This window comes from Providencia sp. wls1922, from assembly GCF_009706505.1.
Taxonomy (GTDB): domain Bacteria; phylum Pseudomonadota; class Gammaproteobacteria; order Enterobacterales; family Enterobacteriaceae; genus Providencia; species Providencia lanzhouensis.
Genome location: NZ_WLUG01000008.1, coordinates 1 through 23,450 on the forward strand (window position 1 = coordinate 1; position 23,450 = coordinate 23,450).

Consider the following 23,450-nt stretch of genomic DNA (forward strand, 5'->3'; position numbering starts at 1 on the left):
CGCCACATTTTTGGTGAATTGGTACTACAAGCGGAAAGAATTCAAATTAAGAGAAGGGGAATCCAGTGGCAAAAATACCAAATAAAATCAAGGTTGCCGCTGCTGGTGGCTTAATTTCATTAACAGTCGGAATGATTGCTTATTTTGAAGGTGTTGAATATAAGCCATACAAAGACGTAGTAGGCGTGACCACGGTTTGTTTTGGGCACACCGGCGCAGACATTATTCCCACCAAAACCTATACAGACTCAGAATGTTTAGCTTTGCTTGAAAAAGACCTCAGCAAAGTCAGAAAGGGCGTAGACCCTCTAATTAAAGTCGATATCGACAATAACACACGAGCCGCAATCTATTCCTTTGCTTATAACGTAGGCTCGGGTGCTTTTGCGCGCTCTACGATGCTGAAGAAGCTGAATGCTGGTGATATTGCTGGTGCTTGCGATGAACTTAAACGCTGGACATACGCAGGGGGTAAAGAGTGGAAAGGCTTGATAACACGCAGAGAGATAGAAAATGCTGTATGTCTTGGAAAGTTCGACTCGGCTTATTTCTCTTCCTCGCTGGATTCATTGTCTTTGTGGCAGCTGGCATCTATGCACTCAGAGACAATACCTGCGGTGGTACTGACAAGGTAAGTTTAGAAAAACGCTGTCAAAGTGCGGTTAATTACAACAAAGCCCGGCAGGTTAACTTATGAAGATAGATAACTCGTTTTGGCTTTTTTTCATGCTAGTTATTGCAGGTTGGTGGGCGGTTACTGAACATGAAAGTAATTCGTTACTTAAAGCGGATAACATCAACAAAAGCAAAGTCATTGCTTCTCAATCCTTTCAATTCAATCGCTTCAATCAAATAGCTACAGATGCTTATCGTCGTGGTATTCAAGTAGAAGCAAAGTCACAGGAGAAAGTCATTGAATACCGTGAAATACTCAAAAAAGAGCTTACTTGTGATTTGCCTGTGCCTCAGCCTATTGCTGATGGGTTGCTCAAGTACACCCACGAATTACGGGCAATGTACGCCGATCCCCAAAACACTAACCGAGCCAGTGTTGGTACCATTACCACCGGTACCCTAACTTATTGCCAAGCGGTGCTATGGATTGGTTCTTTATTATCAGCATTGGATAAGGCTAACGGGCAAATAGAAGCAATACGGGAAATTGAATATGAAAGAAATAACACAACCAAAAAATAGCGGTGATCTGTGGGATTGGTTCAACTTATCGTATGCATCATTCTTAGTTATGCCGAGAGTTCTCATGCATGAAATGCCTATCGAATGGCAAGATAAAATGGCTGCTTTATTACATGAGTATGATGAAACTTTTGATACATCATCAGTAGTAAATTCAGTTTCAATGGTTGGGCGCGATAGTGATGGAAAATTGACAAAATTACCAGAATACATTCTCAACTACCGCCATCCTGATCGCGAAGAGATAGAGCGGCTTAAGACAAAATAAAAATGCCCCAGATATCGAGGCAAAGTAGAGAATAATAGTTCATGAATGTAACGTCACTATACGTTAATCGTGAATGACCACAATCTGAAAAAGGTAGTAATCTCAAGCGGATATTACGAATTCGAGCCTCGCAAAATAGCGGGGCTTTTTCATCGGTGTAATTATTCCAGTATTTGAAAATTAATATGGAGATAACAGCATAGTGAAAACCTACAGCTTCCCACCTTATGGCCCCGGATATAACTCAAGTGTCATAGTGGTACTTGACCGGATTACTCACTTCGAGGGCATTAGTTTTAATGGCATTCGAGGTACTGAGATTCACTTAGATACAGGTGTCACCATTCGTACTTGCATGAATTTATGTGATGTACAAGAAATATTAGAAAATAGTGTTTCTTAATAAAGATAACCCTCAATATTGAGGGTTATCATAAAAATAACTATATTTTACTCTATTAACTTTGCTGCATCTAAAAAAGTTTTTAAAACCTCAAATTCAATATCTGGGTAGTTTTTATCTATATCAACTATTAACTCAGAAGCTGATTTTTTAGTCTCGGTATAATTAATAGGCGTTCCTGCAGATGCTCCACCTGTTAATTTTCCCATAATACCTTCTTTAGTTTTTGTGGCGGTAAATTCAAAGCCGTTTATAACACTTTTCACTGAATTATTTATATTCATATTATCTATCTTAAGTTCATTTATGTAGGAATTATATCTATATAATAGTATTGGTTTAAATGCAGAATACAATAAACCTAATGATAAAAACAAGAAAGCTATATAATACAAACGGTCATAATTCTTTATCATTTCTAGAAGTGATACTTGAGATTCCTGAGGTTTCTGAACAATTCCCCATAAGCTGATCGTTAATACAAAAGAACAAAGCAAACTGATATTGGTTATAACGGTTATTGTTTTATCTATCATGTTTATTTTGTACTTGATTCTATCTTTAGGAATAAATAATAATAATATAAATAATAGAGCAATTAATATGTTACTGGAAATAAAAGCATGATAAAGAAATCCTCGATAGTACTCGCTAAGTATATACAAAATTGAGGCTACAATGCCAAAAAACACAAATATAGCCAAGAGCGCTTCATACCATGTTATTTTTTTCATAATACAACTCATAAATTAAGTTAATGTTTAGTTTTTAATAGTACAGAAATTTTTCCATTATTTATAGCTATCATTTAATCACTGGTGGCTTTTTCATTTCTGGAGAAAGCTATGCCACCTCGCATTCCTCGCGCCTGCCGAAAGCATGGGTGCAGCAAGACAACCACTGACCGTAGTGGCTACTGTCAAGATCACATGAATACTGGGTGGGAAAGCCACCAGCAAGGCAAGAGCCGGCATGAGCGCGGTTATGGTTCCAGGTGGGATAAGATACGAGCTCGCGTTCTGCATCGTGATAAGCATCTGTGCCAAGAGTGCTTGAAGTCAGGTAGACCAACTGAAGCCAAGACGGTGGACCATATCAAGCCCAAGGCTCATGGTGGTACCGATGATGATAGCAACTTGCAATCACTGTGCTGGCCATGTCATAGAAGTAAGACGGCAAGCGAGCGAACCAGAAAATAATCCCTATATAGGCGTCAATGCTCAAGGGGGAGGGGCGGGTCAAATCCCTGAGCCCTCTCGCCTGTAGTACCGCCGCCTTAAGTCAATTTTTATACCCGCGAAAAATGAAATTAAAACTGGCTGATTGTTTAGCCATATTTATGCATTAGAAATCAGAAGCCTCGCAATAGCGGGGCTTTTTTATACTAGTCATTTGGTGCACTGCATGCATCGTTATTTTTAAACATCGAACCTGTACTTAGGAATGAGCCTTGAGGTGATCAGTTATAGCTGATGTTGCTTCGATGGGCTGATCTCCTATGCAGCAAGGTTCATTGCTAAGTAAGGTTAACATTATGCAATTCCCAAGAGTGAGCGTTAATGGCGTATCCGTCAGAGTGGATAATGAAGGTCGATATAGTCTGAATGATTTACATGCTTCAGCGGTAATCAATGGTGAAGCCAGAGAAAACCAAAATCCAAGCCAGTTTCTGAGGAGTAAGCAAGTAAAAGCGTTCGTTGATAAATTAAGCGCAATGCAAAATTGCACTGCGGTAAAGGTGATTAACGGAGGGTTAAATCATGGTGTATGGGCGCTTGAATTAGTTGTTATTCGATATGCGGCTTGGTTAAAGCCTGAGTTTGAAATCCTTGTTTATAACACTTTCAAGGATGCCGCAAGAAAGGGCTTAGATATTATGGCTAGACTAAATAAGTTGGATTACATCATTGATGCTGAAGCTAAAAATGTTAGTGGATGCGCAAGAACAATGGCGAACTGGGGATCTGGTGGAAGAAAGCAATTATTACTCACCGCTAGAGAGAGAATTGCTTCTGAGGCTCAAATTTATTTGCCGGGTATCGATGACTATTAATGCTTTATTGGAGGTTTTGTTATGGCAGGCACTCCGGGCAAGTCTGGTCGCCGCCCGAAGCCTACCGCCAGAAAAGAGTTGGCTGGTAATCCGGGTAAAAGAGCACTCAACAAAGATGAGCCGGTATTCACACCACTAAAAGGCGTGTCGCCGCCAGATTGGTTTACAGAAAACGAATTAGAACTTGCTGTTGTTATGTGGGAAATCACGATCAAGGAGCTTTGTGGTCAGGGTATTTTATGTATTACCGACTTAGCCGTGCTTGAACGTTGGTGCGTTGCCTACCACATTTGGCGTAATGCGGTGATTGCGATCATGCGAGATGGAACTCGCTTAATTGGTGCAACGGGTGGACCAATTAAAAACCCCGATTTAACAACGAAAAAAGAACAAGAGAGCGAAATGGATCGCACTGGTGCAATGCTGGGATTAGATCCAAGTAGTCGTCAGCGATTAATTGGCATGGCTGGTCAGAAAAAGCAAGATAACCCCTTTATGAGGATTATTTCATCATGAGCCGTAAATCTTACCCGAACGTCAATGCGGCAAATCAATATGCGCGTGATGTAGTGCGTGGCAAGATTGTGGCGTGTCAATATGTCATTGATGCCTGCCAGCGACATATTGATGATATTGCCCAAGAGAAAGGGCGTAAATTCCGTTATCGATTTGATAAAGACTTAGCAGAGCAAGCTGCTAAGTTTATTCAGTTATTACCTCACACAAAAGGGGAGTGGGCGTTTAAGCGCATGCCTATTACACTCGAACCGTGGCAACTTTTCATTGTTTGTTGTGCGTTTGGTTGGGTACAAAAAGGTACGAAGCTTAGGCGTTTCCGTGAAGTTTATACCGAAATACCCCGTAAAAATGGTAAGTCCGCTATTTCAGCGGGTGTGGCATTGTATTGCTTTACTTGTGATAACGAGTTTGGCGCAGAGGTTTACTCTGGCGCGACAACGGAAAAGCAAGCGTGGGAAGTATTCAGACCTGCAAAGCTAATGTGCAAACGCACACCGTTACTCACAGAGGCGTTTGGGATCGAGGTTAACGCTAAAAATATGAACCGCCCTGAAGACGGTGCACGATTTGAGCCGCTTATCGGCGATCCTGGGGATGGTCAATCACCCCACTGCGCGATTGTGGATGAATATCATGAGCATGATACTGATTCACTCTACACAACTATGCTTACTGGGATGGGGGCTAGACGTCAGCCGCTAATGTGGGCGATTACTACGGCTGGGTATAATATCGAGGGACCTTGTTACGATAAGCGGCGTGAAGTGATTGAAATGCTGAATGGTACGGTACCTAACGATGAATTATTTGGCGTTATTTATACAGTTGATGAAGGAGATGATTGGACGGATCCTAATACGCTGAAGAAGGCTAACCCGAATATGGGGGTTTCAGTCTACAGTGAGTTCCTCATTAGCCAACAAAATAGAGCGAAAAATAACCCTCGACTTGCCAGCATCTTCAAAACTAAGCACCTAAACATTTGGGTTTCAGCGCGTTCAGCGTATTTCAACATGCTGAGTTGGCGAGAATGCGAAGATAAAACACTGACATTGGAAATGTTTGAAGGGCAATCGTGTGTTCAATCGCTCGACTTGGCCAGAAAACTGGATATGAACTCCCGAGTTAAGTTATTTACGCGTGAAATTGACGGAAAACGGCATTATTACTGTATAGCACCTAGTTTTTATGTTCCCTATGATGCTGTTTTTGGTGCTGATATTGAAAATCAACGAACTGCGGAACGATTCAGAAAGTGGGTTGAAACTAAGCACTTAAAACTAACCGATGGTGCTGAAATTGATTATCGCGTTATTTTGGAGGATGCCAAAGCAGATAACTTGAATAATCCGATTGATGAAAGTCCAATTGACCCACACGGTGCAACTAATTTATCTCACCAATTAGCGGATGAGGGATTAAACCCTATCACCATTGTTCAAAATTACACAAACATGTCAGACCCCATGAAAGAGCTTGAAGCAGCTATTGCCTCAGGGCGTTTTCACCATGATGGAAATCCAATTATGACGTGGTGTATGGGGAATGTGGTGGGTAAGTTTTTGCCGGGCAATGATGATGTGGTTAGACCCATCAAAGAGCAAAATGAAAACAAAATTGACGGTGCAGTAGCGTTAATTATGGCAATTGGGCGAGCTATGCTTCATGAAGATAGCGATTTTCTTTCCTCACTTAATCCTGACGAAGATCTACTATTCCTATGAAAAACTTATTTCTCGATATCACTGCATTGATTGGTTTCAGCGTGGTGATGGCAGGCTGTTATCTAAATTATGGGCTCCCCAATACATTAATGATCGGCGGTTCCGTGCTGGTGGTTTATGCATTAGTGGCTGCAATGAGGGGGAAACGTGCTTCTTAATGCATTATTTCGTAGCGATGGACCGACAAACATTGAAAATCCATCGGTACCCATTACTTCTGATTCTATTGATACAGATGGAATTTTCACTGCTGATGTGCACGTTAGCCCTGAAACCTCGATGAAGCTTGCCGCAGTGTATGCGTGTATTTACGTACTTTCTTCATCTATTGCTCAAATGCCATTACATGTTATGCGTAAATCTGGCAATAAAGTTGAAACTGCGCGTGACCATCCTTTATTTCACCTCGTTCATGATGAACCTAACGAATGGCAAACTAGTTATAAATGGCGAGAAACTAAACATCGGCATGTGCTTGGTTGGGGAAATGGGTACACACAGGTTGTGCGAAACCGTAAAGGGGAAGTGACTAACCTTGAGGCATGTATGCCGTGGGAAACAACCCTGTTAAATACAGGAGGCCGTTATACCTACGGTGTTTACAACGAACTCGGCAATTTTGCCATCAGTCCTGATGACATGATCCACATTCGCGCTCTGGGGAATAACCAGCGCATGGGTATTAGTCCTATTGTTCAGCATGCTGAAACTATCGGTATGGGAATGAGCGGACAGAAGTATACGAGTTCATTTTTCGGCGGGAATGCAAGACCGGCTGGTATTGTTTCTGTTAAAGGGGAGTTAAAAACAGACGGCTGGAACAGGCTAAAGGAAATGTGGCAAAAAGCATCGGCGGCTTTACGTAGCCAAGAAAATAAAACGATGTTGTTACCCGCTGAGCTTGATTATAAAGCGCTGACGGTTTCCCCTGTCGATGCTCAACTAATCGATATGCTGAAATTGAACCGCTCCATGATTGCGGGGATCTTTAACGTTCCTGCCCACATGATCAATGACCTCGAAAAAGCCACCTTCTCTAATATTTCAGAGCAAGCTATTCAGTTTGTTCGGCACTCAATCATGCCGTGGACGGTGAATTGGGAGCAAGAATTAAACCGACGTTTATTTACGCGACAAGAGCGAAAGGCGGGATTTTATGTTCGCTTCAATTTGGCGGGCTTATTACGAGGTACGGCGAAAGAACGCGCTGAATTTTATCATTTTGCGATTACGGATGGTTGGATGAGTCGAAATGAAGTGCGTGCTTTTGAAGATATGAACCCAGTTGATGGGCTGGACGAAATGTTAGTCAGTGTTAACGCTGCTCAGCCTGTGGGAAGTCAAACAGAAAAACCCAAAGGAGATAATGATGAGCAGTAATCAAGAAACTCGCTGCTATATGGGAGAAGTGAGAGCCGAACCCGGAGAAGAGAATCAAGCAACCCATATTATCGGGCTGGGCTCTGTTTTCGACTCTCGTTCTGAGTTGATGTATGGATTTAAAGAAATCATTAAGCCGGGGGCGTTTGATGACGTGCTTAATGATGATGTTCGCGGATTATTCAACCATGATCCTAACTATATTCTCGGAAGAACAGCGGCAGGAACGCTGTCTTTAAGTGTGAATGAGCGTGGTTTGGTTTATGACATCACCGCACCGGACACTCAAACTATCCGTGATTTAGTGCTAGCACCGATGCAGCGTGGTGATATTAACCAAAGTTCTTTTGCCTTTCGTGTCGCCCGAGATGGTGAGGATTGGTATCAAGATGATGAAGGCGTGATTATTCGTGAAATTCACAAATTCTCGCGCTTATTCGATGTGAGTCCAGTGACTTATCCGGCTTATCAAGATGCTGGTGCCGCAGTACGTTCGATGGAAGCTTGGAAGGAAGCGCGAAATGGCGGTGATCTGCAAAAAGCGATTAATCAAAAATTAGCGCGTGAGCGCATTTTAACTTTACTCAATGCATAAGGTAATACTATGACTATGAAGCTTCATGAATTAAAACAGAAACGTAACACCATCGCTGTCGATATGCGTGCTATTCACGAAAAAGTGGGTGAAGGTGTGATGACCGATGAGCAGCGCACCGAGTGGAATAAAGCGAAAACAGAGCTTGAAAACTTGGAAGCACAAATTGAGCGTGAAGAACAATTACGTTCGCTAGACCAGTCATTTGTTGACGACAAAGAGCAAGAGCAGCGTCGTAATCCTGATAATGACCCTGAAGCCGCAAAAGTCGAACGTCGTAATTTAGCCTTTGATCGCTTTGTGCGTAGCGGGTTCGGTGAGTTATCAACGGAAGAGCGTCAAGCGCTTAAAGAATTACGTGCGCAGGGAACATCGCCGGATGAAAAAGGGGGGTATACCGTACCGACACAAATGCTGAATAAAATTATTGAGCAGATGAAGGCATATGGTGGCATTGCCAGCGTCGCACAAATTTTAACAACATCAACAGGACAAGATATTACATGGTCCACTTCGGATGGCACAGAGGAAGAAGGGGAATTATTAGGCGAAAATACAGCGGCTAGCGAACAAGATGTAGAATTTGGCACTGCAATCTTAGGTGCGAAAAAGCTTTCCTCTAAAATTATTCGCGTATCAAACGAGTTACTTCAAGATAGCGGCGTGAATATTGAAGCATATTTAGGTAGCCGTATTGCTCGGCGGATTGGTCGCGGTGAAGCGAAGTATTTAGTTAAAGGCACAGGGACTGGATCGCCGCTGCAGCCTAAAGGGCTAGATGCTTCCGTCACTGGTACGATTGATGCATCCGCAACGTTTGGGTGGAAAGATATTAACGCTTTAGAACATGCGTTAGACCCTGCATACCGAAACGGACCTAAGTTCCGTTTAGCGTTCAACGATGACACATTAAAAAACCTGAAAGAAATGGAGGATGCACAAAAACGCCCACTGTGGCTGCCATCGATTGCTGGCGTTGCTCCTTCGACTATCTTGGGTATGCAATATGTGGTTGATCAGGCCATTGATAAAATGGAAGCGGGTAAGAAATTCATCTTCTGCGGTGACTTTGATCGATTCATTTTGCGTCGTGTGACCTACATGACTCTGAAACGTTTAGTTGAGCGTTATGCTGAATATGACCAGACAGCATTCTTGGCGTTCCACCGCTTCGATTGTGTCCTTGAAGATACTTCAGCGATTAAGGCGCTAGTCGGTAAAGGCGCCACAAAATAATTATTAATACCCCCCAGTCAAGTGCCGCTTAATTGCGGTTTTTTTGTGCCTGCGATCTGGTCATGGTCGCAGACATTAAGGTGAAAACATGCCATTACCCACATTGGAGAAGTTAAAGGCGCAATGTCGGATTGACGATGACAATGCAACAGAAGATGACTTGCTGATCACGTATATGCTGGCGGCTAAGAAGCGGGCAGAAAACTACATCAACAGAACGCTTTATGACGGTGATATTCCTGAATCCGATCCAGATGGTTTGCAGATCTCGGAGGATATTGAGTTGGCCATTATGCTGGCGGTGGGTCATTTCTATGAAAATAGAGAAACAACGGGTATGTCTGCCGGATTTAAAGCGCTATTGGAGCCATATCGCTATATCAATATTTAGGGGGGGATATGAAAGCGGGCGAACTCAATAAGCGGATTTGGTTATCGCGTATCGAGGAAGTGAGGGATGAGCTCGGCGTCCCTAAATCTAGCGTGGTGAAAGTCAAAGATGTTTGGGCAAAAGCGGAGGCGATGTCTAACCGGAAAATACGCACCGCCGATCAACAGCAGGTTATTGAAACGTACCAATTCACTATTCGACCACGCAGCGACGTTAATATCGGGTGGTTCATCACTTATCAAAATCGCAACTTTACGGTTCGCGCTGTTGATAGAAACCAGTCAGACCGACTAATCATAACGACGGAGGCTGACAATCAGCATGATAGAAACTGACATTAAAGCCGATTTGGAGCGACTAACAGGATTAAAGGCATATCCGTTAGGACTGCCATCTGATGTGTTGGAAGGGGTTATTTATCAGCGCATCAGCGACCCTAAAATGCTTACTGGGCTCGCTAAAACCGCCCTTGTTCAATCGCGTTTTCAAATTACCTTTCAGATCCCCAATGATTATGCCAAAGCGTTGAAGCTAGAAGCTTTGGTGCTTGAAGCTTGGGAAAACATCACGCACGGTCATATCGGTTCATATCCCGTACAAACCGTTCAGCGCGGGGCCTTCATGCAGTCACGAGAGGAGCAGACAGATAAGCGCGTTATTTTCAGAGTGATGCGTGATTTTGTTCTTACTTATCCAGAGGACGCCACATGAGAATGACGGTTGAAGTGAAGGGATTAAAAGACCTGGAGTATGAGCTAAATAAACTAGGAGAAGAAATTACTACAAAGGTGTTAAGGCAAGCAGGGCGAGAGGCAATGACACCCGTGTTGGACGATATGAAAAAGCATGCTGGTTATGATGCGACAAGCGAAGCTGAGCACATGAGAGACAGCATCAAAATTACTACTACAAGCCGAATGAAGGACAACAAAACACTCTCTGTCATGACGGTAAGAGTGGGTCCTACTAAAGCGCATTATATGAAAGCAAAGGCGCAAGAATTTGGCACTGTCAAACAGATACCGAATCCATTCATCCGACCCGCGTTGGATTATAACCGTCAATTTATTCTCAACACACTTGCATCGGAAATACGTGCAAGCATCGAAAAATATCGTTAATTAAACTATTGGAGCTATCAATATGGCTGATAAAAAATCATCCCCTGAATATGCAATGTTGCCTGCCGGCACTATCGTTAAATTTGGTAAACCGGGTGATACCGTTGAGCAGATGAAAGCACTGGAAAACTGCAAAGCAACAGGCGCAACGGGGCTAACTGGCGGGTTTGTTGATTGCACTACGCTTATCGATAAAAACAAACAATCAATCTCTGATTTACCGGATGGACCTGAAAAATCACTTGGGTTTATCGATGATCCAGAGAATGCAGATTTTGCTGCATTTTTGAACGCTGCGAATGCCCGTGAAGTAGTGCAGTTTTACCTTGAGCTACCTAACAAACGTACAGCAACCATGATTTTGGCATTATCTGGCTGGGAAATGAATAGCCTTGAAGCGCCTGCGAATGAGGTTATCCAAATTACTGTAAAAGGTAAGCAAAATAACATCACATGGGGTGTTGCTACTGCTGGAGGTACAGAATAATGTCTCTGAAGTCATCTCTTCTGAAACCTACACCCCACATTGAAGAACATTCAATTTTAGGTACCAAAGTCTTTCTTCGCCGGCTAACAATTGCTGAGCTTGATGAATATGAGCATGACCTTCAGGAAGCTCAAAAAACCGGATTTAGTTCAGACGCTAGTAAGGCTGGTGCTAAGTTGATTTTAAAAGCGATTTGCGATGAAAAAGGTAATCCAATCCCTGAAGATGAGTTACCTACAGCGGATGAATTAGTGACGGTACACGATACGCCAACACTACTTTCTGCGATGGCATTCGTACAAAAATACAGTTATGGCTCGGTTGAGGAAGCTAAAAAAAACTAACCAACTCACCCTATCTTAAGTTGATTTTCCAACTGGCTGACAGGTGGGGTGAGCCAGACCCACGCAAAATAGCACAATTGCCTGCAGATATTATCACTCACTGGCAGGCTTTTTTCTCTCATGAGCCTGATCAGGAGCCGGAGCAAGGCGAACACCCTCCAATAACCCAAACACCGCTTCCATCAAATGTGGAAGAGCAGTGTAATAATGTCATGAGGCTCTTAAATGGCTGACGTTGCAAGTTTAGCGGTTGCGTTACACCTCAACGCAGCCTCTTTTAAATCACAAGTCTTTGATGCGTATGACTCTGCGCGAAAAGAATCCCAAAAATTCGCACAAGCAGCAACGAAAGATGCGGGTAACACAGCGGAAAGATTATTAGAAGTGTCAGCCAGTGCCAGAAAGGCGGGTGCTGATTTATCTGCTTCTGGCCAATTGGCGAGACACTCACAACTTGGATTTGCTCAACTAAGAAATGCACTTACCAGTGTTTCTGCGGGTTCATCGGTAGCGACCAGTAGTTTAATTGGTGGTTTTATTCCTGCACTGGAACGCTCATTAGAGAACATCAACAGTGTTAAATTTTCTTTAGCAGAACAGCAGCGAGTCGCACAAGAAGCCGCGAGAGAGGCTATTAATTTATCTCGTGCTCAAATCGAAGGGGCTCAAGCGGATAGAAAAAGCGCCCAAGAAAAAATCAATCTTGCAGCAAAAATGCGTGATGAAGCCATTGCCCGTAGAGAGCAAGCTTTTGCGCTCGATGAGTATTTAGAGCGACAAGTTGAAGTGAATAAGCAGCATGGTATTTCAGTCAGCTATGCTGAGGATCATGCTAAAAACGCACGCATTATCAGTGAGGCAAATATTGCCGAAGCCGATGCCAAGAAGCGAATGCAGAGCGCGTCTAATGCCATTATTTTGGCTGATAAAAGCGAGCTTGATGGTAAGAAAAATCTAGCAGCTGCGACAGTTCAATTATCCGATGTCAGCAAAGAACTAACCTTCTCACAGCGTGCGGCGGCGAATAGTGCCAGTTTGTTTAAAAGTGCATGGGGCATGATGGGTGGAGCTGTTGGTATTAGCATTATGGCGTCAGCGGGTGCTTTTACTTATTTATACTCTCAATATCAGCAAGCCGAAGAGCGCCAAAAAGCCTTCAATGCAGCCTTGCAAAAAGGCGGGTTAGGGCTTGTAACAACCGCCTATGATCTGCGAAATCTAGCGAATGAGCTAGGTGGAACTGCAGAAGCTTATAAGTCGGTGACTGCCGCCGCTAGTGCGGGTTTTTCTGGTGATTTGCTTCACCAAGTTTCAGAGCTTGGCGTTCAGATGGAAAAGTCAGGTGGTAGTGTCGATGACCTAGTATCCAGATTAGTTGCTTTAGGTGATCGCCCTGTCGAGGGATTGCAAAAGGCAATCGATGCAGGGCATATCATTGATGCGCAAGTGATAGAAAGAATAGCAAGACTTGATAGGGAAGGTAAAAAATATGAAGCAGCTAATGCAGCAAAATTAGCAGCAATAGCTGCTGAGAGTGAATATCATGAAAAAACTAATGCATTTGCAAAAAATCACGAAACTAGAATTAGGGAGCTAGATAAAGCTTATGCTGGATTGCAAATGACAATCCGCAATCTAGATATGGGTGGTAAAGACCCATTTCTTGGTATGTATGTAGCAACAAAGAATTTATTAACAGACAAGCTAAAGCAAGAGCAAGAAGAGCAGCAAAAACAACAAATTGAACAACAAAAAAATTTAACAGAAAGCTTGAATCTACAGGTTAATTTTAATGCTGCATTTTCAGCTGGCGTTGATCAACAAAAGGAACGCTATGAAAGGCAAAAGCAATTCAAGGATATGCTGGATAAGGGCACTATTTCCGCAAATGAATATCAGCAAGCCATAAAGGGACTGGATAAGTTATTTGCTGCGCCAAAGAAAACAGGCGGTAACCCTATTGTTGATGAAGGAAAGCAGCGTATAGAACAGCTTTTGCAACAAGGTGCCGCACTACGAGCTCAATTGGAAGAAACTGAAGGTCTTACTGCATCAGAGCGTAAGCTTGCTTCCTTTGAACAAGAATTAATTGGATTGCAAGGGCAGCATTTAAATGCTCGACAAAAAAGCATCCAATCACACCATGTTGAGATCCGCACACAGTTACTAAAAAACGCTGAGTTAGAAAAAGAAATTAAATTTAAGGAGTTGCGAAAGAAATTTGATGACCAAAATTTTGAGGTTATGCAAAAAACGTCAAAAATTAGTCAAGATGCAACAAATCAAATCTTGCAAATGACGATGAGTCAAAATGCTTATGATTTAATGCTTGAAGAGCAGCGTATTCAAGATGACTTCAGGCAAAGACGCTATCAATTGGACAAGGAAGTTTCAGATAAAAAATCTCAACTCTATGCTGACCAAACGGCATTTTTACTTCAAGAAGAGCAAAAGCAGTTAGAAATTGTTCGTCAATCGTCGAAAGATAAATCTAGAGATCAGAAGGATGCTTACAAAGGAATGGCTAGAGGTGTGCAAGATTTTGGCAATACAGCTGAAAACGTTTATGACCAAATGCGATCTATTAGTAATTCAGCCCTCAGTGACATGTCAGGTATGCTGGCTAACTTCGTTGCGACAGGGAAATTAAACTTTGCCGATTTTGCCCAATCAGTAGTGACTGAAATTACTAAAATGATCTTCCAGATGATGATCTTCAATGCTCTAAAAGCAGGTTTTACTGGTACCGCTTTTGGTGATGCAATGGGACTAAAAGCCACACCAAATGCCAAAGGTAATACTTATGAGTCTCCTGGGTTAAGCGCCCATCGTAATAGTATTGTGAAATCTCCAACGTTATTTCCTTTTGCTAAGGGTGGCGTTCCTGGGATGGGGTTAATGGGTGAGGCTGGACCAGAGGCGATTATGCCATTAACTCGCGGAAGGGATGGTTCGCTAGGCGTTAGGGTTCTAGGGTTGGAGCAAGCACAATCAGCCGCGCCAAGTATTATTATTCATCAAACATTCCACGTTACTGGCAATGGTGATCAGGCTCTTTATGATGCAATGCAAGAAGCTGCAAAGATGGGGGCAAAGCAAGGTTCAGATGACGCTTTAGCTAAAATACAGCGTGATTTTATGACGAGAGGAAAAATCCGAGGATCCCTTGAGAGGTAATCATGGTATTAGAGTGGCCAGAAGCCGTTGTGCCAGCAACAATGAACTGGCAATTAATCAGCAATAGTAAATCATTTGCGTCTGTTTTTACCGGAAGCGTGCAAACAGTGCGCTTTCCTGGTAGCCGTTGGCGCTGCACATTAACCTTTAATAATCTTACCGAGCAATTATCACGCGATCTAGAGGTTCTTATGGCGGCGCTTGATGGTGAAAGTGGCCGAGTAAAAATTAGCAATTGGTTGCGTCAAGGATTGACTGGAAAAGGTGAAGCAAGAATAAGTACCGCCAATCAAACAGGTAAAATATTACAAACTAAAGGATGGATAGCTAGTTCAATTATATTGCGTAAAGGCGATTATTTGACGGTTGGTAATGAGTTGAAAATGGTCACTGATAATGTCATTAGTGACAAAGAAGGGAATGCAGTTATCCCTATTTCACCTATGTTAAGGATTTCTCCAGCAGCCAATGATAAATTAGAAACTGTGCGTCCATTTGGAGTTTTTAAATTAACCAGCAATGATCAGGGTAATTTTCAATACAGACCGGGCGTCTTTTCTAATGTAACAATTACGTTTGAGGAGGCGTTATTCTAATGCTTTATCATCCATTTTCTAACAGCATGGTCAAAGCAATTAATGATGGGGCTGAATTAGTCATTGCTGCAAAACTTGATTTGAAGTCAGGGGTAACAAGAGCCCATACAGGGATTGGCAATTTGATTATTGCGGGGGAAGTCTATTTAGGCGTGGGTTCTTTGGGGAGCATAGAAACAGTTTCGGAAAGTAACACCACAAGCCCACAACAACTTATCTTGTCACTTTCTGGTTTTGACTCACTTTTAATTGCCGATGTTATGAATGAGCGAAGTCGTGGTAGAAATGTCAGTTTAATGCTGGTGGCTTTAGGTGGTGATGGGAAACCCGCTGTAGCTGAAATTGTGTTCGCTGGTCAAATATCAAATATTGGTGTGACTACGGGTAATAATAACGAAGTTGCCGTGACGGTATCAAACCGCTTTGAGCGATGGTCACAAGGTTTGCCTGATAGATTCACCGATGAATCATGGACAAAGAGGCACACGGGTGATCGTATTTTTCGTTATGTTGCACAAATGGCGGAGCGTGCTATCTATTGGGGTAGCAAAAAAGATGCGCCAACATTTATTTATAAGTAGGGATCATCTATTCTGATGCGAAAGTAATAACTTGTTGGATTTAATTATGAAAAAAGAAATAACCTATGTACTTGGCGCGTTGGCTATCCTAGTTATCATTTATTTTGCTGTTATGTCTTTTAAAGTAACCGATAAAAAAATCTATTCTGCTGTAGAAGCTTCTGTTTCTGAGGTACTTCTAGATCCTCAGTCGGCACAATTTAGTAAGCTAAAGATTGTAGAAAGGGTAAATGATGGAAAATCGTCATCTATGAAAGTTTGTGGGTATGTTAACGCTAAAAATTCATTCGGTGGATTCACTGGTAATAAAGGGTTTTATACTTTCGTTTATATAGATAATGGAAATATAAAAATTCACAAGAATAGTACAACTATAGCAAGTGATTTGCTAACGAAAGGTATGGTTGAGCATACCTGCAATTATTAGCCTAATAGCTTTAAAACAGACCCGCTTCGGCGGGTTTTTTTATGCCCGGAGATCAGCAATGCGACATCCTAACTGGACAACCAGACTCCCAGAAACCCTTCAAAAAGCAACGCAGAAACCATTTGCATGGGGCGAGCATGATTGTTGCTTATTTGCCGCCGATTGTGCTGTTGCCGTATGCGGCATCGATATCGCAGAAAAGGCGCGTGGCAGATATAAAACCAAATCTGGAGCAATGCGAGTCTTAAAATCTGAGTTCGGTGACTTGGAAACAGGGCTATCAGATTTCTTTGCAGAAATTGAGCCAGAAAAAGCAACACGCGGCGATATCGTCATGTTCAATGGCGATGATGGGAAGACGCTTGGCGTTATATGGGCCAATAAAGTTTGGGCGGTTACTGAGTCAGGAGCGATTCCAGTCAATCATCAACCAGTCAAAGCGTGGAGAGTGGAGTAAATGGGAAAGACAGTCACTAACATTGTCTCTGCTGGGTTGATGATTGCAGGGGTCATCGCCACAGGTGGATTGGGTACAGCATTAATTGTAGCGGGTATTGCTGTGCAAGCTGCTGGTACCATGATCTTCAAAGATAAAATGCCATCGATGAGCTATCGGGACCAATCTGAACGAAAACAAATGCTACGCTCTGCGGTTGCATCAGAAACTATTATTGTGGGGAAAACGGTGTGTTCTGGTTTATTGTTTTTCGCAGAAGAAGAGCGCGGCGAACAAGATGAAAATGAACGTCTATTTATGGCATTAGCCATTGCTGCACACAAAGTTGATCACATCGGCAAGATTTGGCTGAATGATGATTTGATAGGAACTTTTGGCGATAAAGCGGGTTATGAGTTTCATAACTCCCGGACTGATTGTGACCCATACATGCTAAAGAATGCACCATCATGGAAAGAGGACATGATCGGGGATGGTTTGGCATGGTTACGATTAACACTGAGATACGATGCTGAAAAATTCCCGTACGGTGTGCCGAACGTCAAAGTGGAAGTTTGGGGTAAGCTGCTATTCGATCCTCGCACGAATAAAACAATTTGGAGCAACAATGGTGCACTGGTAGTTCTCGATTTTTATCGTAGTTATCTTGGTGTGCCTGATGCTGATATTGATTTTGAATCATTCAAGGTCGCTGCAGATCTGTGTGACGAACAAGTCGTTAGCCCAGAAGGCGTTGCCGAACCACGCTACACAATTAATGGGGCCTATGAACTTTCTGAATCTCCAGCATCGATACTCGATCACATGCACAAATGCATTGCAGCGGAGCCGACCTATGTAGCTGGAAAGCACGGGATTTTAATGCAGGCTTACAATGGTCCTGCAGTATTACGCATTGAACCGAATCAAATCATTGATACCGTTAACATCACGCCGGAACTGGCTTTACGTGATGCGACTAATGCGATTTACGGGACGTTTGTTGATGCTGAACAGGTGTATATCAAAACTGACTTTGAGCCTGTCATTATCGAAGAATGGATTGATGAAGATGGGTTAGAAATCAAAGAGAACATGGATTATCGCTTTGTCACTAGTCCATACCAAGCCAGTCGATTAGCCAATCTCTATTTACGTAAGAAGCGAGCGGGCCGCCGCATTCAGTTAAAAATGAACATGGACGGCTATGCGTACCGACCTGGAGAAGTGATTTTATTAAACCTGCCGCATATTGGTATTCAAAACCTTGAGTTCCGCATTGCAGAGTGGAAATTTCATCCGCAGGAAGGTGTTGATATCCTCCTTGAAGAAGATGGTACTTATATTTATGAGGATGTAATTGGAAAGCCATTCGTTAGACCACCGTTCACCGCGCTTCCAACAGGTGGTGTCGCGCCACCGTTAAACCTTGCATTTGTGCCGGTTAGTATCGGAGAGATTGTGCAAGGATATCTGAGTTGGAAATCAGCTGCTGCAGATGTTCGCTACAATACAGTGAACATTATTCAAGATGGGAAAGTGATTCAATCAATTCAGGTACCGCAAGATAGAGTCGACTTGTCAGGACTTGTTCGCGGATCCTATCGCGCTGAAGTTCGTTCAATCAATGCCGCTGGCGCCATGTCTGCACCTGCCATTATTGATTTTGATATTCAATCCCCACCTAAGCCTGTCAGTGTTGAAGTGACTGGCGGGATGTTCTCATTGACGTGCGTTCCACGCGCTGGCGAGTCAGCACAACACGGCTATACATTTGAATTCTGGTTCAGCGACAAGAAGCTGGCCAACACTAATGATTTGGAAGTTACAACAAAATCCAATCGATTAGGGCAAGGACAGTTCTGGACGAAAGAAAATTTAAAAGCGGGTACCGATTATTGGTTTTATGTTAGAACGGTCAACAGTTACGGAAAGTCTCAATTCGTTGAAGCGACTGGACAACCTAATGCTTTACCAGAAGGCGCGTTAGATGAAATGGGTAACCAGTTCATGACTACTGAAGCTGGGAATCGACTTACTGAACAAATAAACTGGCTCAATGAAGCAAACTTAATACAAGGCTCTGCAACATTCGAAGTCCAGCAAGATTTATTTACAAAACACGGTCAATCGATGGCACAAATTAAGCGATTAGATCGCATGTTTGCGGATGCTAATTTAGCGTGGGCGCAATCTATTGTTGAGATCACCGCATCAATTGAAGGCGTTCAAGCAGGTGTCATTAAAAACGACCAAGCTATTGCAAGTTTAGATAAAGCATTCTCAGAGTCACAAACTCGGGTACAAGCTCAATTTGGTGAGCAAAGTGCGCTTATTGACACGAAGGCAACAACTGAGTTTACGGCTACTGGTGAAGGGTATGCTACTTGGGATGTGAACGCAGGTGTTTGGTACAACAAGCAATTCTATAAAGCAGGTATGGTTATTAGTGCTGAAGTGAAGGCAGGAAAAGTTAGCACTTACATCGGATTTATGGCAAATAACTTTGCATTCATCAACCCATCTAATGGCAAGTTTGAAACGTTTATGTATATGAAGAACGGTCAGATTTTCATGAATGAAACGTTCATCGATAAAGCGTGGCTAAATAGCGTGGTTGTAACTGACAAAATGACGTCAGCAAACTATGTCCCCGGCAAGGTGGGTTTTAATATCGATGCTAAAACAGGTGATGCTGAATTCAATAAGCTGCTCATTAGTGGAGATTTCAAAATCGTCGGGGATGCAGGTCGGGTGTTAGTCGATGGTACCGGAATGACAGTCTATGACGAAAATGGAAGATGGGCTGTAAAAGTGGGGAGGCGTCCAACATGAGTGATGATTACGGATTATTTGTAAATCCTAAGGATGGCGGTAAACCGATTGAAATCACTAATAAAACGTTTCCCCTTTCATTCATTAAAAAAATCACCGTCGATCCGTGGTCTGGCGATAAATACAATAAAGTGAAAAGCTTTAATATCCCCGGACTGTCAAAGTACGACGTTGTAATTGTGCCAATGTCAATATGTCAGTTTAATGCTTATGGTTATGTATCTAAAGTTTTAATTAGTAGATGGTGGGTGGATGGGGATACGTTCAGATGTGAGTATAGCCAGATAGACTGGGGTGGCGGATGGTTACCAGGTAATGATGGGGAGTCTCACTTTATGTTATTTGGCACTCTAAAGGAGGTGCCTAAAAATACATATGGAATATTCATTAATGGCATTGATGGTGCAATCGACAATTTTAGGGGGATAACGCAAGAAAGTGATTTATCTTACTGTGTATTTAGAGAAAAAATTCGCTTAACTGACCGGCAAAAATGGTCAATTCCTGCCACTATCCCGAACCGTGATTCAGCCTGTGTTTTTATGCGTCCAGCATCGTCAAGCCATGTATTGAGATATGACCGTGCAAATAAACAGGTATGGTCTAATGGGGCAGGTGATGTATACATTGTTATTTTTTCATACGGGCTCAATTTGCAACCAGCAGATGGGCTAACTATATGGAATAGTGCAGGCAAAGTGACGTACAGCTCTGATTACGTCCCATTCGTTAAAAATGGTCATCAACTTACACTTAACAAAAATTCAGCGACGAGCTCATTCGCAGCGCCAATGTTTACATTTGATACGCCATCGCCTTGGGTTGAAGAAGAAAGGGATTCATACAACATATTTGCAGGCGGTTATAAAGTTTCTGGAAATAAGCTTATTGGTGCTCGTTTGTGGACCATTGGAAGTTACCCAATATACACAGGGTCATCAATGGATATCTATGACCAAAAAATAATCTACGGCGGCAGCTACGCCATAGACCTCAACGACTACTTCTAAATATTCAATTCAACGATAAGCCGCTTAATTGCGGTTTTTTTGCGTCCAAATTTTGGAGTTAATATGATTTATCAAACAGGCACAATCGCAACGACAGCGGGACAAACAAAAATAAAAGGTACCGGAACGCGCTGGAAAGATAATTTGGCAGGTATCTCTGAAGGCTGTCCAATCTCTTATCTCATCAATAACGTTGTGTACATGAACACAGTGTTATCGGTGAATTCAGACACCGAGATTAACTTAACTTATCCGGTGCCAGTGGCAGCTTCAGCAGCCAAGTATCAGATAGCGACATTCGTTCTGGATAGCATGAGCGATGGTGTTCGCAAGATGCTAGCGAATCAGCAGTATATCCAGTATTTCCTGCGCAACATGGATACATGGATGACGCAGGACGGCATTGTTGAAATCAAAACGCCAACAGGGGAAACGGTAAGACTCGAAAGTATCATCGCGCTGAAGAAACTGATTGATGGGAAGTTTGATAAGGAAGGAGGGAAGCTTTTAGGCGCAATCACTGCTTCATGGTCAGTGAGAGCCGCAGCAGGTAGTGATGAAAGTAACTCAGTTGAATTTAACTTCATACAAAAAGTACCTATTCTTAGAATTACAAGAGACGGAAAACCCACTGACCTTTATTTTCCATCTCAGGCGGGTCGACTTATGCGTGTTGATGAATACGGAATTGGTGGAACAGCAAGTTCAAAAGATGCTAACACGATTGAATCAACCGAGTTTACAGCAGCAGATGGAGATTCAATCAATTTTTTTGCAACTTACGCACCGGCTCTTTCAATGAAAAGACCGGGAGGTGCTGATAACACGGGCTTTGTTACGCAAATTCAGGGTGATGCAAAAGCGCGAATTGCATTTCGTCAACGTGAGCGTGGCGTTTGGAGAGGATGGTATGAGTTTTATACTCAAGCAAATACAACCAAAGACTCAAACGGCAATCTAAAAGCCGCATCCCCGATCATTAAGGTATTCGCAGAGCATATAGATACAAACGAAGAATCAGAAGGTGTAACGCTCAAAAAGCTGCACACTGGAATTTATCAACTGCATGGAGTGCTTGGTTTACACTCTGATGCTAGCTGGGGTGGAGTTCATGGTGGTATTACTATCCCGTGCGGCATTAACCAACTTCCACTTGTGTATGCGCTTTATGATGTACTTGAAAAAGGTAAACCGCACCCATTCGATGGTCGCATCGTTGAGCCTGATGAGGATGGCGATATCGTGCTTTATACGACATATCGCAAGCATGACTTGCCGCAGAATATTCAATATGAGCGATTCAAGCTTTACCCTGAATTTCTTAAAGAAGTTGATGGGGAAATGGTTGAGTTAACTCCGGGTGAGCCTTGTGATATTCCCAATGGCCACTGGATTGATGTTCGTGTGAATATGCCGAGTGATTCTATCTACAATCAGAAGCTAGCTGAAGCTGAGAGGCTTGCTAAACTAGAAGCAGAGCGATTAACAGAAGAAGCGGAAAGAGCAGAACAGGAAGCTACGGAACGTAAACAATATGGACTTGGTGATAATGACGTATTGCTGTAATTAAAAATAAATGCGCCAGCTCTAGTAGTTGGCGCAATCATATATTTATTCTTTAGGGATTGAACCAAGTGGTCACCAACTCTTTTTATGATTTGTTCTTGCGAAGCATAACAGGTTCTATCTAACTAACTTTCAGTTGCAGATATGTTCAGGTCGTGTCAATCTCGCGGGGCGCGAATTATACGAGTGTCAATGTAAAATACAAGCAAAACTGTTGACTTAATGTAACTTAACTTACATTATAACCAAAGGTAATACGCATCGTATACCTAGATGTAAATTACAACTCATTGGTTTATAAAGAGGTTATTATGGGTCACGCACTGCAAAAGCCTAGCCGCTTAAATATACCTGCTCGTGACAAAAGTAAAATTGCAGCACCAAAAGCTGCCATGAGCGAGCAAGCAAATCATGACAATCAAGTCAATAATGCCTTTGACTTTGGTTTCACTCGCTATGAAAAAGCCATGGAAAAATTAGCTAAGGTATAGTGAGTGTTGAATATCACAGGGGAGTTTGTTGAAGGGATTAACTATCTATCTACTGATGATTTGATAAACATTAATAGAAAACTGATAGAGCTACAAACTCCTAATGAGCCAATAGAAGTATTGAATTTCAACAATCTTAGTTCATCTCAATCAAGACCAAGCCAAGTTAAGTACTACCAACAAACAGACGATATGTTTGTTCTTGCTTCTGTGTTAATTGAAAGTCTGATTCAAAATCATCCTTTTGCCAATGCCAATAAGCGAACAGCTATGATGGCTGGGTATGTCTTTTTGTTGCTCAATGGCTATGAACTAACAGCCCCGGAAGATGAAGTGGTCGAAATGGCTCGGGGCTTGGCAACTAAAGAATATTCACTTGATGAGCTAGATAGTTGGCTTTGCAATTGGTCAAGAGACTTTGACTCTAGGCAGCTATGCTGTAAACAAGTAAATATCGAAACCTGTTCTGTAATTAAAATAAATATAGACTAAGTAGCGCCAGCTCGAGTGGTTGGCGCAATCTGATCATTTATCGAAATACTCCACCTCCTCAGTTTCTTTCATTTCAGGCATCCAGTCTCCATCATTCCAGATTTCTTCCAGCGTTTCTTCA

At 42.5% G+C, this 23,450-nt stretch carries 29 protein-coding genes; 28 read left to right on the forward strand and 1 reads right to left on the reverse strand.

What is annotated here, in order from left to right; genetic code table 11:
* The 4 genes from GKR71_RS00460 to GKR71_RS00475 form a co-directional block, all read left to right on the forward strand.
* Positions 1–85, forward strand: an 85-nt coding sequence (locus GKR71_RS00460) for an HP1 family phage holin (RefSeq protein ID WP_255454050.1), incomplete at its 5' end; no start/stop codon positions are given.
* A complete protein-coding gene (locus tag GKR71_RS00465; RefSeq protein WP_336431404.1) occupies positions 66–635 on the forward strand; it encodes a lysozyme in 570 nt (189 codons plus the stop codon). The genes GKR71_RS00460 and GKR71_RS00465, both read left to right, overlap by 20 nt.
* Before the next feature lie 91 nt (positions 636–726).
* Positions 727–1,197, forward strand: coding sequence for a hypothetical protein (locus GKR71_RS00470; RefSeq protein ID WP_230084985.1), 471 nt, complete (start codon positions 727–729; stop codon positions 1,195–1,197).
* Entirely contained in the window at positions 1,169–1,465 is a 297-nt protein-coding gene (locus tag GKR71_RS00475) for a hypothetical protein (protein ID WP_154633757.1), read from the forward strand. The genes GKR71_RS00470 and GKR71_RS00475 overlap by 29 nt, the downstream gene beginning before the upstream one ends.
* A 450-nt stretch (positions 1,466–1,915) precedes the next feature.
* Here GKR71_RS00475 and GKR71_RS00480 read toward each other — a convergent pair whose 3' ends face one another.
* Positions 1,916–2,602, reverse strand: coding sequence for a hypothetical protein (locus tag GKR71_RS00480; protein ID WP_154633758.1), 687 nt, complete (start codon positions 2,600–2,602; stop codon positions 1,916–1,918).
* A gap of 111 nt (positions 2,603–2,713) precedes the next feature.
* On the opposite strand from GKR71_RS00480, the gene GKR71_RS00485 reads away from it, so the two are divergent.
* The 24 genes from GKR71_RS00485 (at position 2,714) to GKR71_RS00595 (ending at position 23,329) form a co-directional block, all read left to right on the forward strand.
* Positions 2,714–3,067, forward strand: a complete 354-nt coding sequence (locus GKR71_RS00485; RefSeq protein ID WP_154633759.1) for an HNH endonuclease — start codon at positions 2,714–2,716, stop codon at positions 3,065–3,067.
* A 335-nt stretch (positions 3,068–3,402) separates the two neighbouring features.
* The gene (locus tag GKR71_RS00490) at positions 3,403–3,921 is read left to right on the forward strand and encodes a KilA-N domain-containing protein (protein ID WP_154633760.1); all 519 of its coding nucleotides are present in this window, start codon (positions 3,403–3,405) and stop codon (positions 3,919–3,921) included.
* 21 nt (positions 3,922–3,942) lie between these two features.
* Entirely contained in the window at positions 3,943–4,437 is a 495-nt protein-coding gene (locus tag GKR71_RS00495; RefSeq protein WP_154633761.1) for a phage terminase small subunit P27 family, read from the forward strand.
* On the forward strand, positions 4,434–6,164 hold the full coding sequence (locus tag GKR71_RS00500) for a terminase large subunit (RefSeq protein ID WP_154633762.1): 1,731 nt from the start codon (positions 4,434–4,436) through the stop codon (positions 6,162–6,164). The genes GKR71_RS00495 and GKR71_RS00500 overlap by 4 nt, the downstream gene beginning before the upstream one ends.
* Positions 6,161–6,322 carry a hypothetical protein gene (locus GKR71_RS20270; protein WP_195848947.1) on the forward strand — a complete coding sequence of 54 codons (162 nt, stop codon included), beginning with the start codon at positions 6,161–6,163 and terminating at the stop codon, positions 6,320–6,322. Before GKR71_RS00500 ends, GKR71_RS20270 begins: the two co-directional genes overlap by 4 nt.
* Entirely contained in the window at positions 6,312–7,544 is a 1,233-nt protein-coding gene (locus GKR71_RS00505; RefSeq protein WP_224120093.1) for a phage portal protein, read from the forward strand. Before GKR71_RS20270 ends, GKR71_RS00505 begins: the two co-directional genes overlap by 11 nt.
* On the forward strand, positions 7,534–8,139 hold the full coding sequence (locus GKR71_RS00510) for an HK97 family phage prohead protease (RefSeq protein WP_154628574.1): 606 nt from the start codon (positions 7,534–7,536) through the stop codon (positions 8,137–8,139). The genes GKR71_RS00505 and GKR71_RS00510 overlap by 11 nt, the downstream gene beginning before the upstream one ends.
* A 15-nt stretch (positions 8,140–8,154) precedes the next feature.
* Positions 8,155–9,375: a phage major capsid protein gene (locus GKR71_RS00515; protein ID WP_154633774.1), complete on the forward strand. Its 1,221-nt coding sequence runs from the start codon at positions 8,155–8,157 to the stop codon at positions 9,373–9,375.
* An 88-nt stretch (positions 9,376–9,463) separates the two neighbouring features.
* On the forward strand, positions 9,464–9,766 hold the full coding sequence (locus tag GKR71_RS00520; protein WP_112860028.1) for a head-tail connector protein: 303 nt from the start codon (positions 9,464–9,466) through the stop codon (positions 9,764–9,766).
* An 8-nt stretch (positions 9,767–9,774) separates the two neighbouring features.
* A complete protein-coding gene (locus tag GKR71_RS00525; protein ID WP_154633764.1) occupies positions 9,775–10,101 on the forward strand; it encodes a phage head closure protein in 327 nt (108 codons plus the stop codon).
* Entirely contained in the window at positions 10,088–10,477 is a 390-nt protein-coding gene (locus GKR71_RS00530; protein ID WP_154633765.1) for a hypothetical protein, read from the forward strand. Before GKR71_RS00525 ends, GKR71_RS00530 begins: the two co-directional genes overlap by 14 nt.
* On the forward strand, positions 10,474–10,887 hold the full coding sequence (locus GKR71_RS00535) for an HK97-gp10 family putative phage morphogenesis protein (protein WP_036975540.1): 414 nt from the start codon (positions 10,474–10,476) through the stop codon (positions 10,885–10,887). The genes GKR71_RS00530 and GKR71_RS00535 overlap by 4 nt, the downstream gene beginning before the upstream one ends.
* A gap of 22 nt (positions 10,888–10,909) precedes the next feature.
* The gene (locus GKR71_RS00540) at positions 10,910–11,374 is read left to right on the forward strand and encodes a major tail shaft subunit (RefSeq protein ID WP_036983293.1); all 465 of its coding nucleotides are present in this window, start codon (positions 10,910–10,912) and stop codon (positions 11,372–11,374) included.
* Positions 11,374–11,718 carry a hypothetical protein gene (locus GKR71_RS00545; protein ID WP_036975543.1) on the forward strand — a complete coding sequence of 115 codons (345 nt, stop codon included), beginning with the start codon at positions 11,374–11,376 and terminating at the stop codon, positions 11,716–11,718. The genes GKR71_RS00540 and GKR71_RS00545 overlap by 1 nt, the downstream gene beginning before the upstream one ends.
* Before the next feature lie 225 nt (positions 11,719–11,943).
* Complete coding sequence (locus tag GKR71_RS00550; RefSeq protein ID WP_154633768.1) at positions 11,944–14,895, forward strand: phage tail tape measure protein; 2,952 nt, start codon at positions 11,944–11,946, stop codon at positions 14,893–14,895.
* Between the two features lie 2 nt (positions 14,896–14,897).
* Positions 14,898–15,491 carry a hypothetical protein gene (locus tag GKR71_RS00555; RefSeq protein WP_154633769.1) on the forward strand — a complete coding sequence of 198 codons (594 nt, stop codon included), beginning with the start codon at positions 14,898–14,900 and terminating at the stop codon, positions 15,489–15,491.
* Entirely contained in the window at positions 15,491–16,072 is a 582-nt protein-coding gene (locus GKR71_RS00560) for a hypothetical protein (RefSeq protein WP_154599487.1), read from the forward strand. Before GKR71_RS00555 ends, GKR71_RS00560 begins: the two co-directional genes overlap by 1 nt.
* 46 nt (positions 16,073–16,118) lie before the next feature.
* A complete protein-coding gene (locus GKR71_RS00565; protein ID WP_154599488.1) occupies positions 16,119–16,499 on the forward strand; it encodes a hypothetical protein in 381 nt (126 codons plus the stop codon).
* A gap of 58 nt (positions 16,500–16,557) precedes the next feature.
* Positions 16,558–16,956, forward strand: a complete 399-nt coding sequence (locus GKR71_RS00570) for a DUF6950 family protein (RefSeq protein ID WP_154633770.1) — start codon at positions 16,558–16,560, stop codon at positions 16,954–16,956.
* Positions 16,957–19,770 carry a phage tail tip protein J-related protein gene (locus GKR71_RS19975; protein WP_154633771.1) on the forward strand — a complete coding sequence of 938 codons (2,814 nt, stop codon included), beginning with the start codon at positions 16,957–16,959 and terminating at the stop codon, positions 19,768–19,770. It begins immediately after the preceding gene.
* Positions 19,767–20,780: a DUF6453 family protein gene (locus tag GKR71_RS00580; RefSeq protein WP_154633772.1), complete on the forward strand. Its 1,014-nt coding sequence runs from the start codon at positions 19,767–19,769 to the stop codon at positions 20,778–20,780. The genes GKR71_RS19975 and GKR71_RS00580 overlap by 4 nt, the downstream gene beginning before the upstream one ends.
* Before the next feature lie 39 nt (positions 20,781–20,819).
* Positions 20,820–22,346, forward strand: a complete 1,527-nt coding sequence (locus tag GKR71_RS00585; RefSeq protein WP_154633773.1) for a phage tail fiber protein — start codon at positions 20,820–20,822, stop codon at positions 22,344–22,346.
* A 311-nt stretch (positions 22,347–22,657) separates the two neighbouring features.
* Entirely contained in the window at positions 22,658–22,837 is a 180-nt protein-coding gene (locus GKR71_RS00590) for a hypothetical protein (RefSeq protein WP_108478930.1), read from the forward strand.
* A 12-nt stretch (positions 22,838–22,849) separates the two neighbouring features.
* Entirely contained in the window at positions 22,850–23,329 is a 480-nt protein-coding gene (locus GKR71_RS00595) for a type II toxin-antitoxin system death-on-curing family toxin (RefSeq protein ID WP_230084988.1), read from the forward strand.
* Positions 23,330–23,450: the final 121 nt, after the last annotated feature.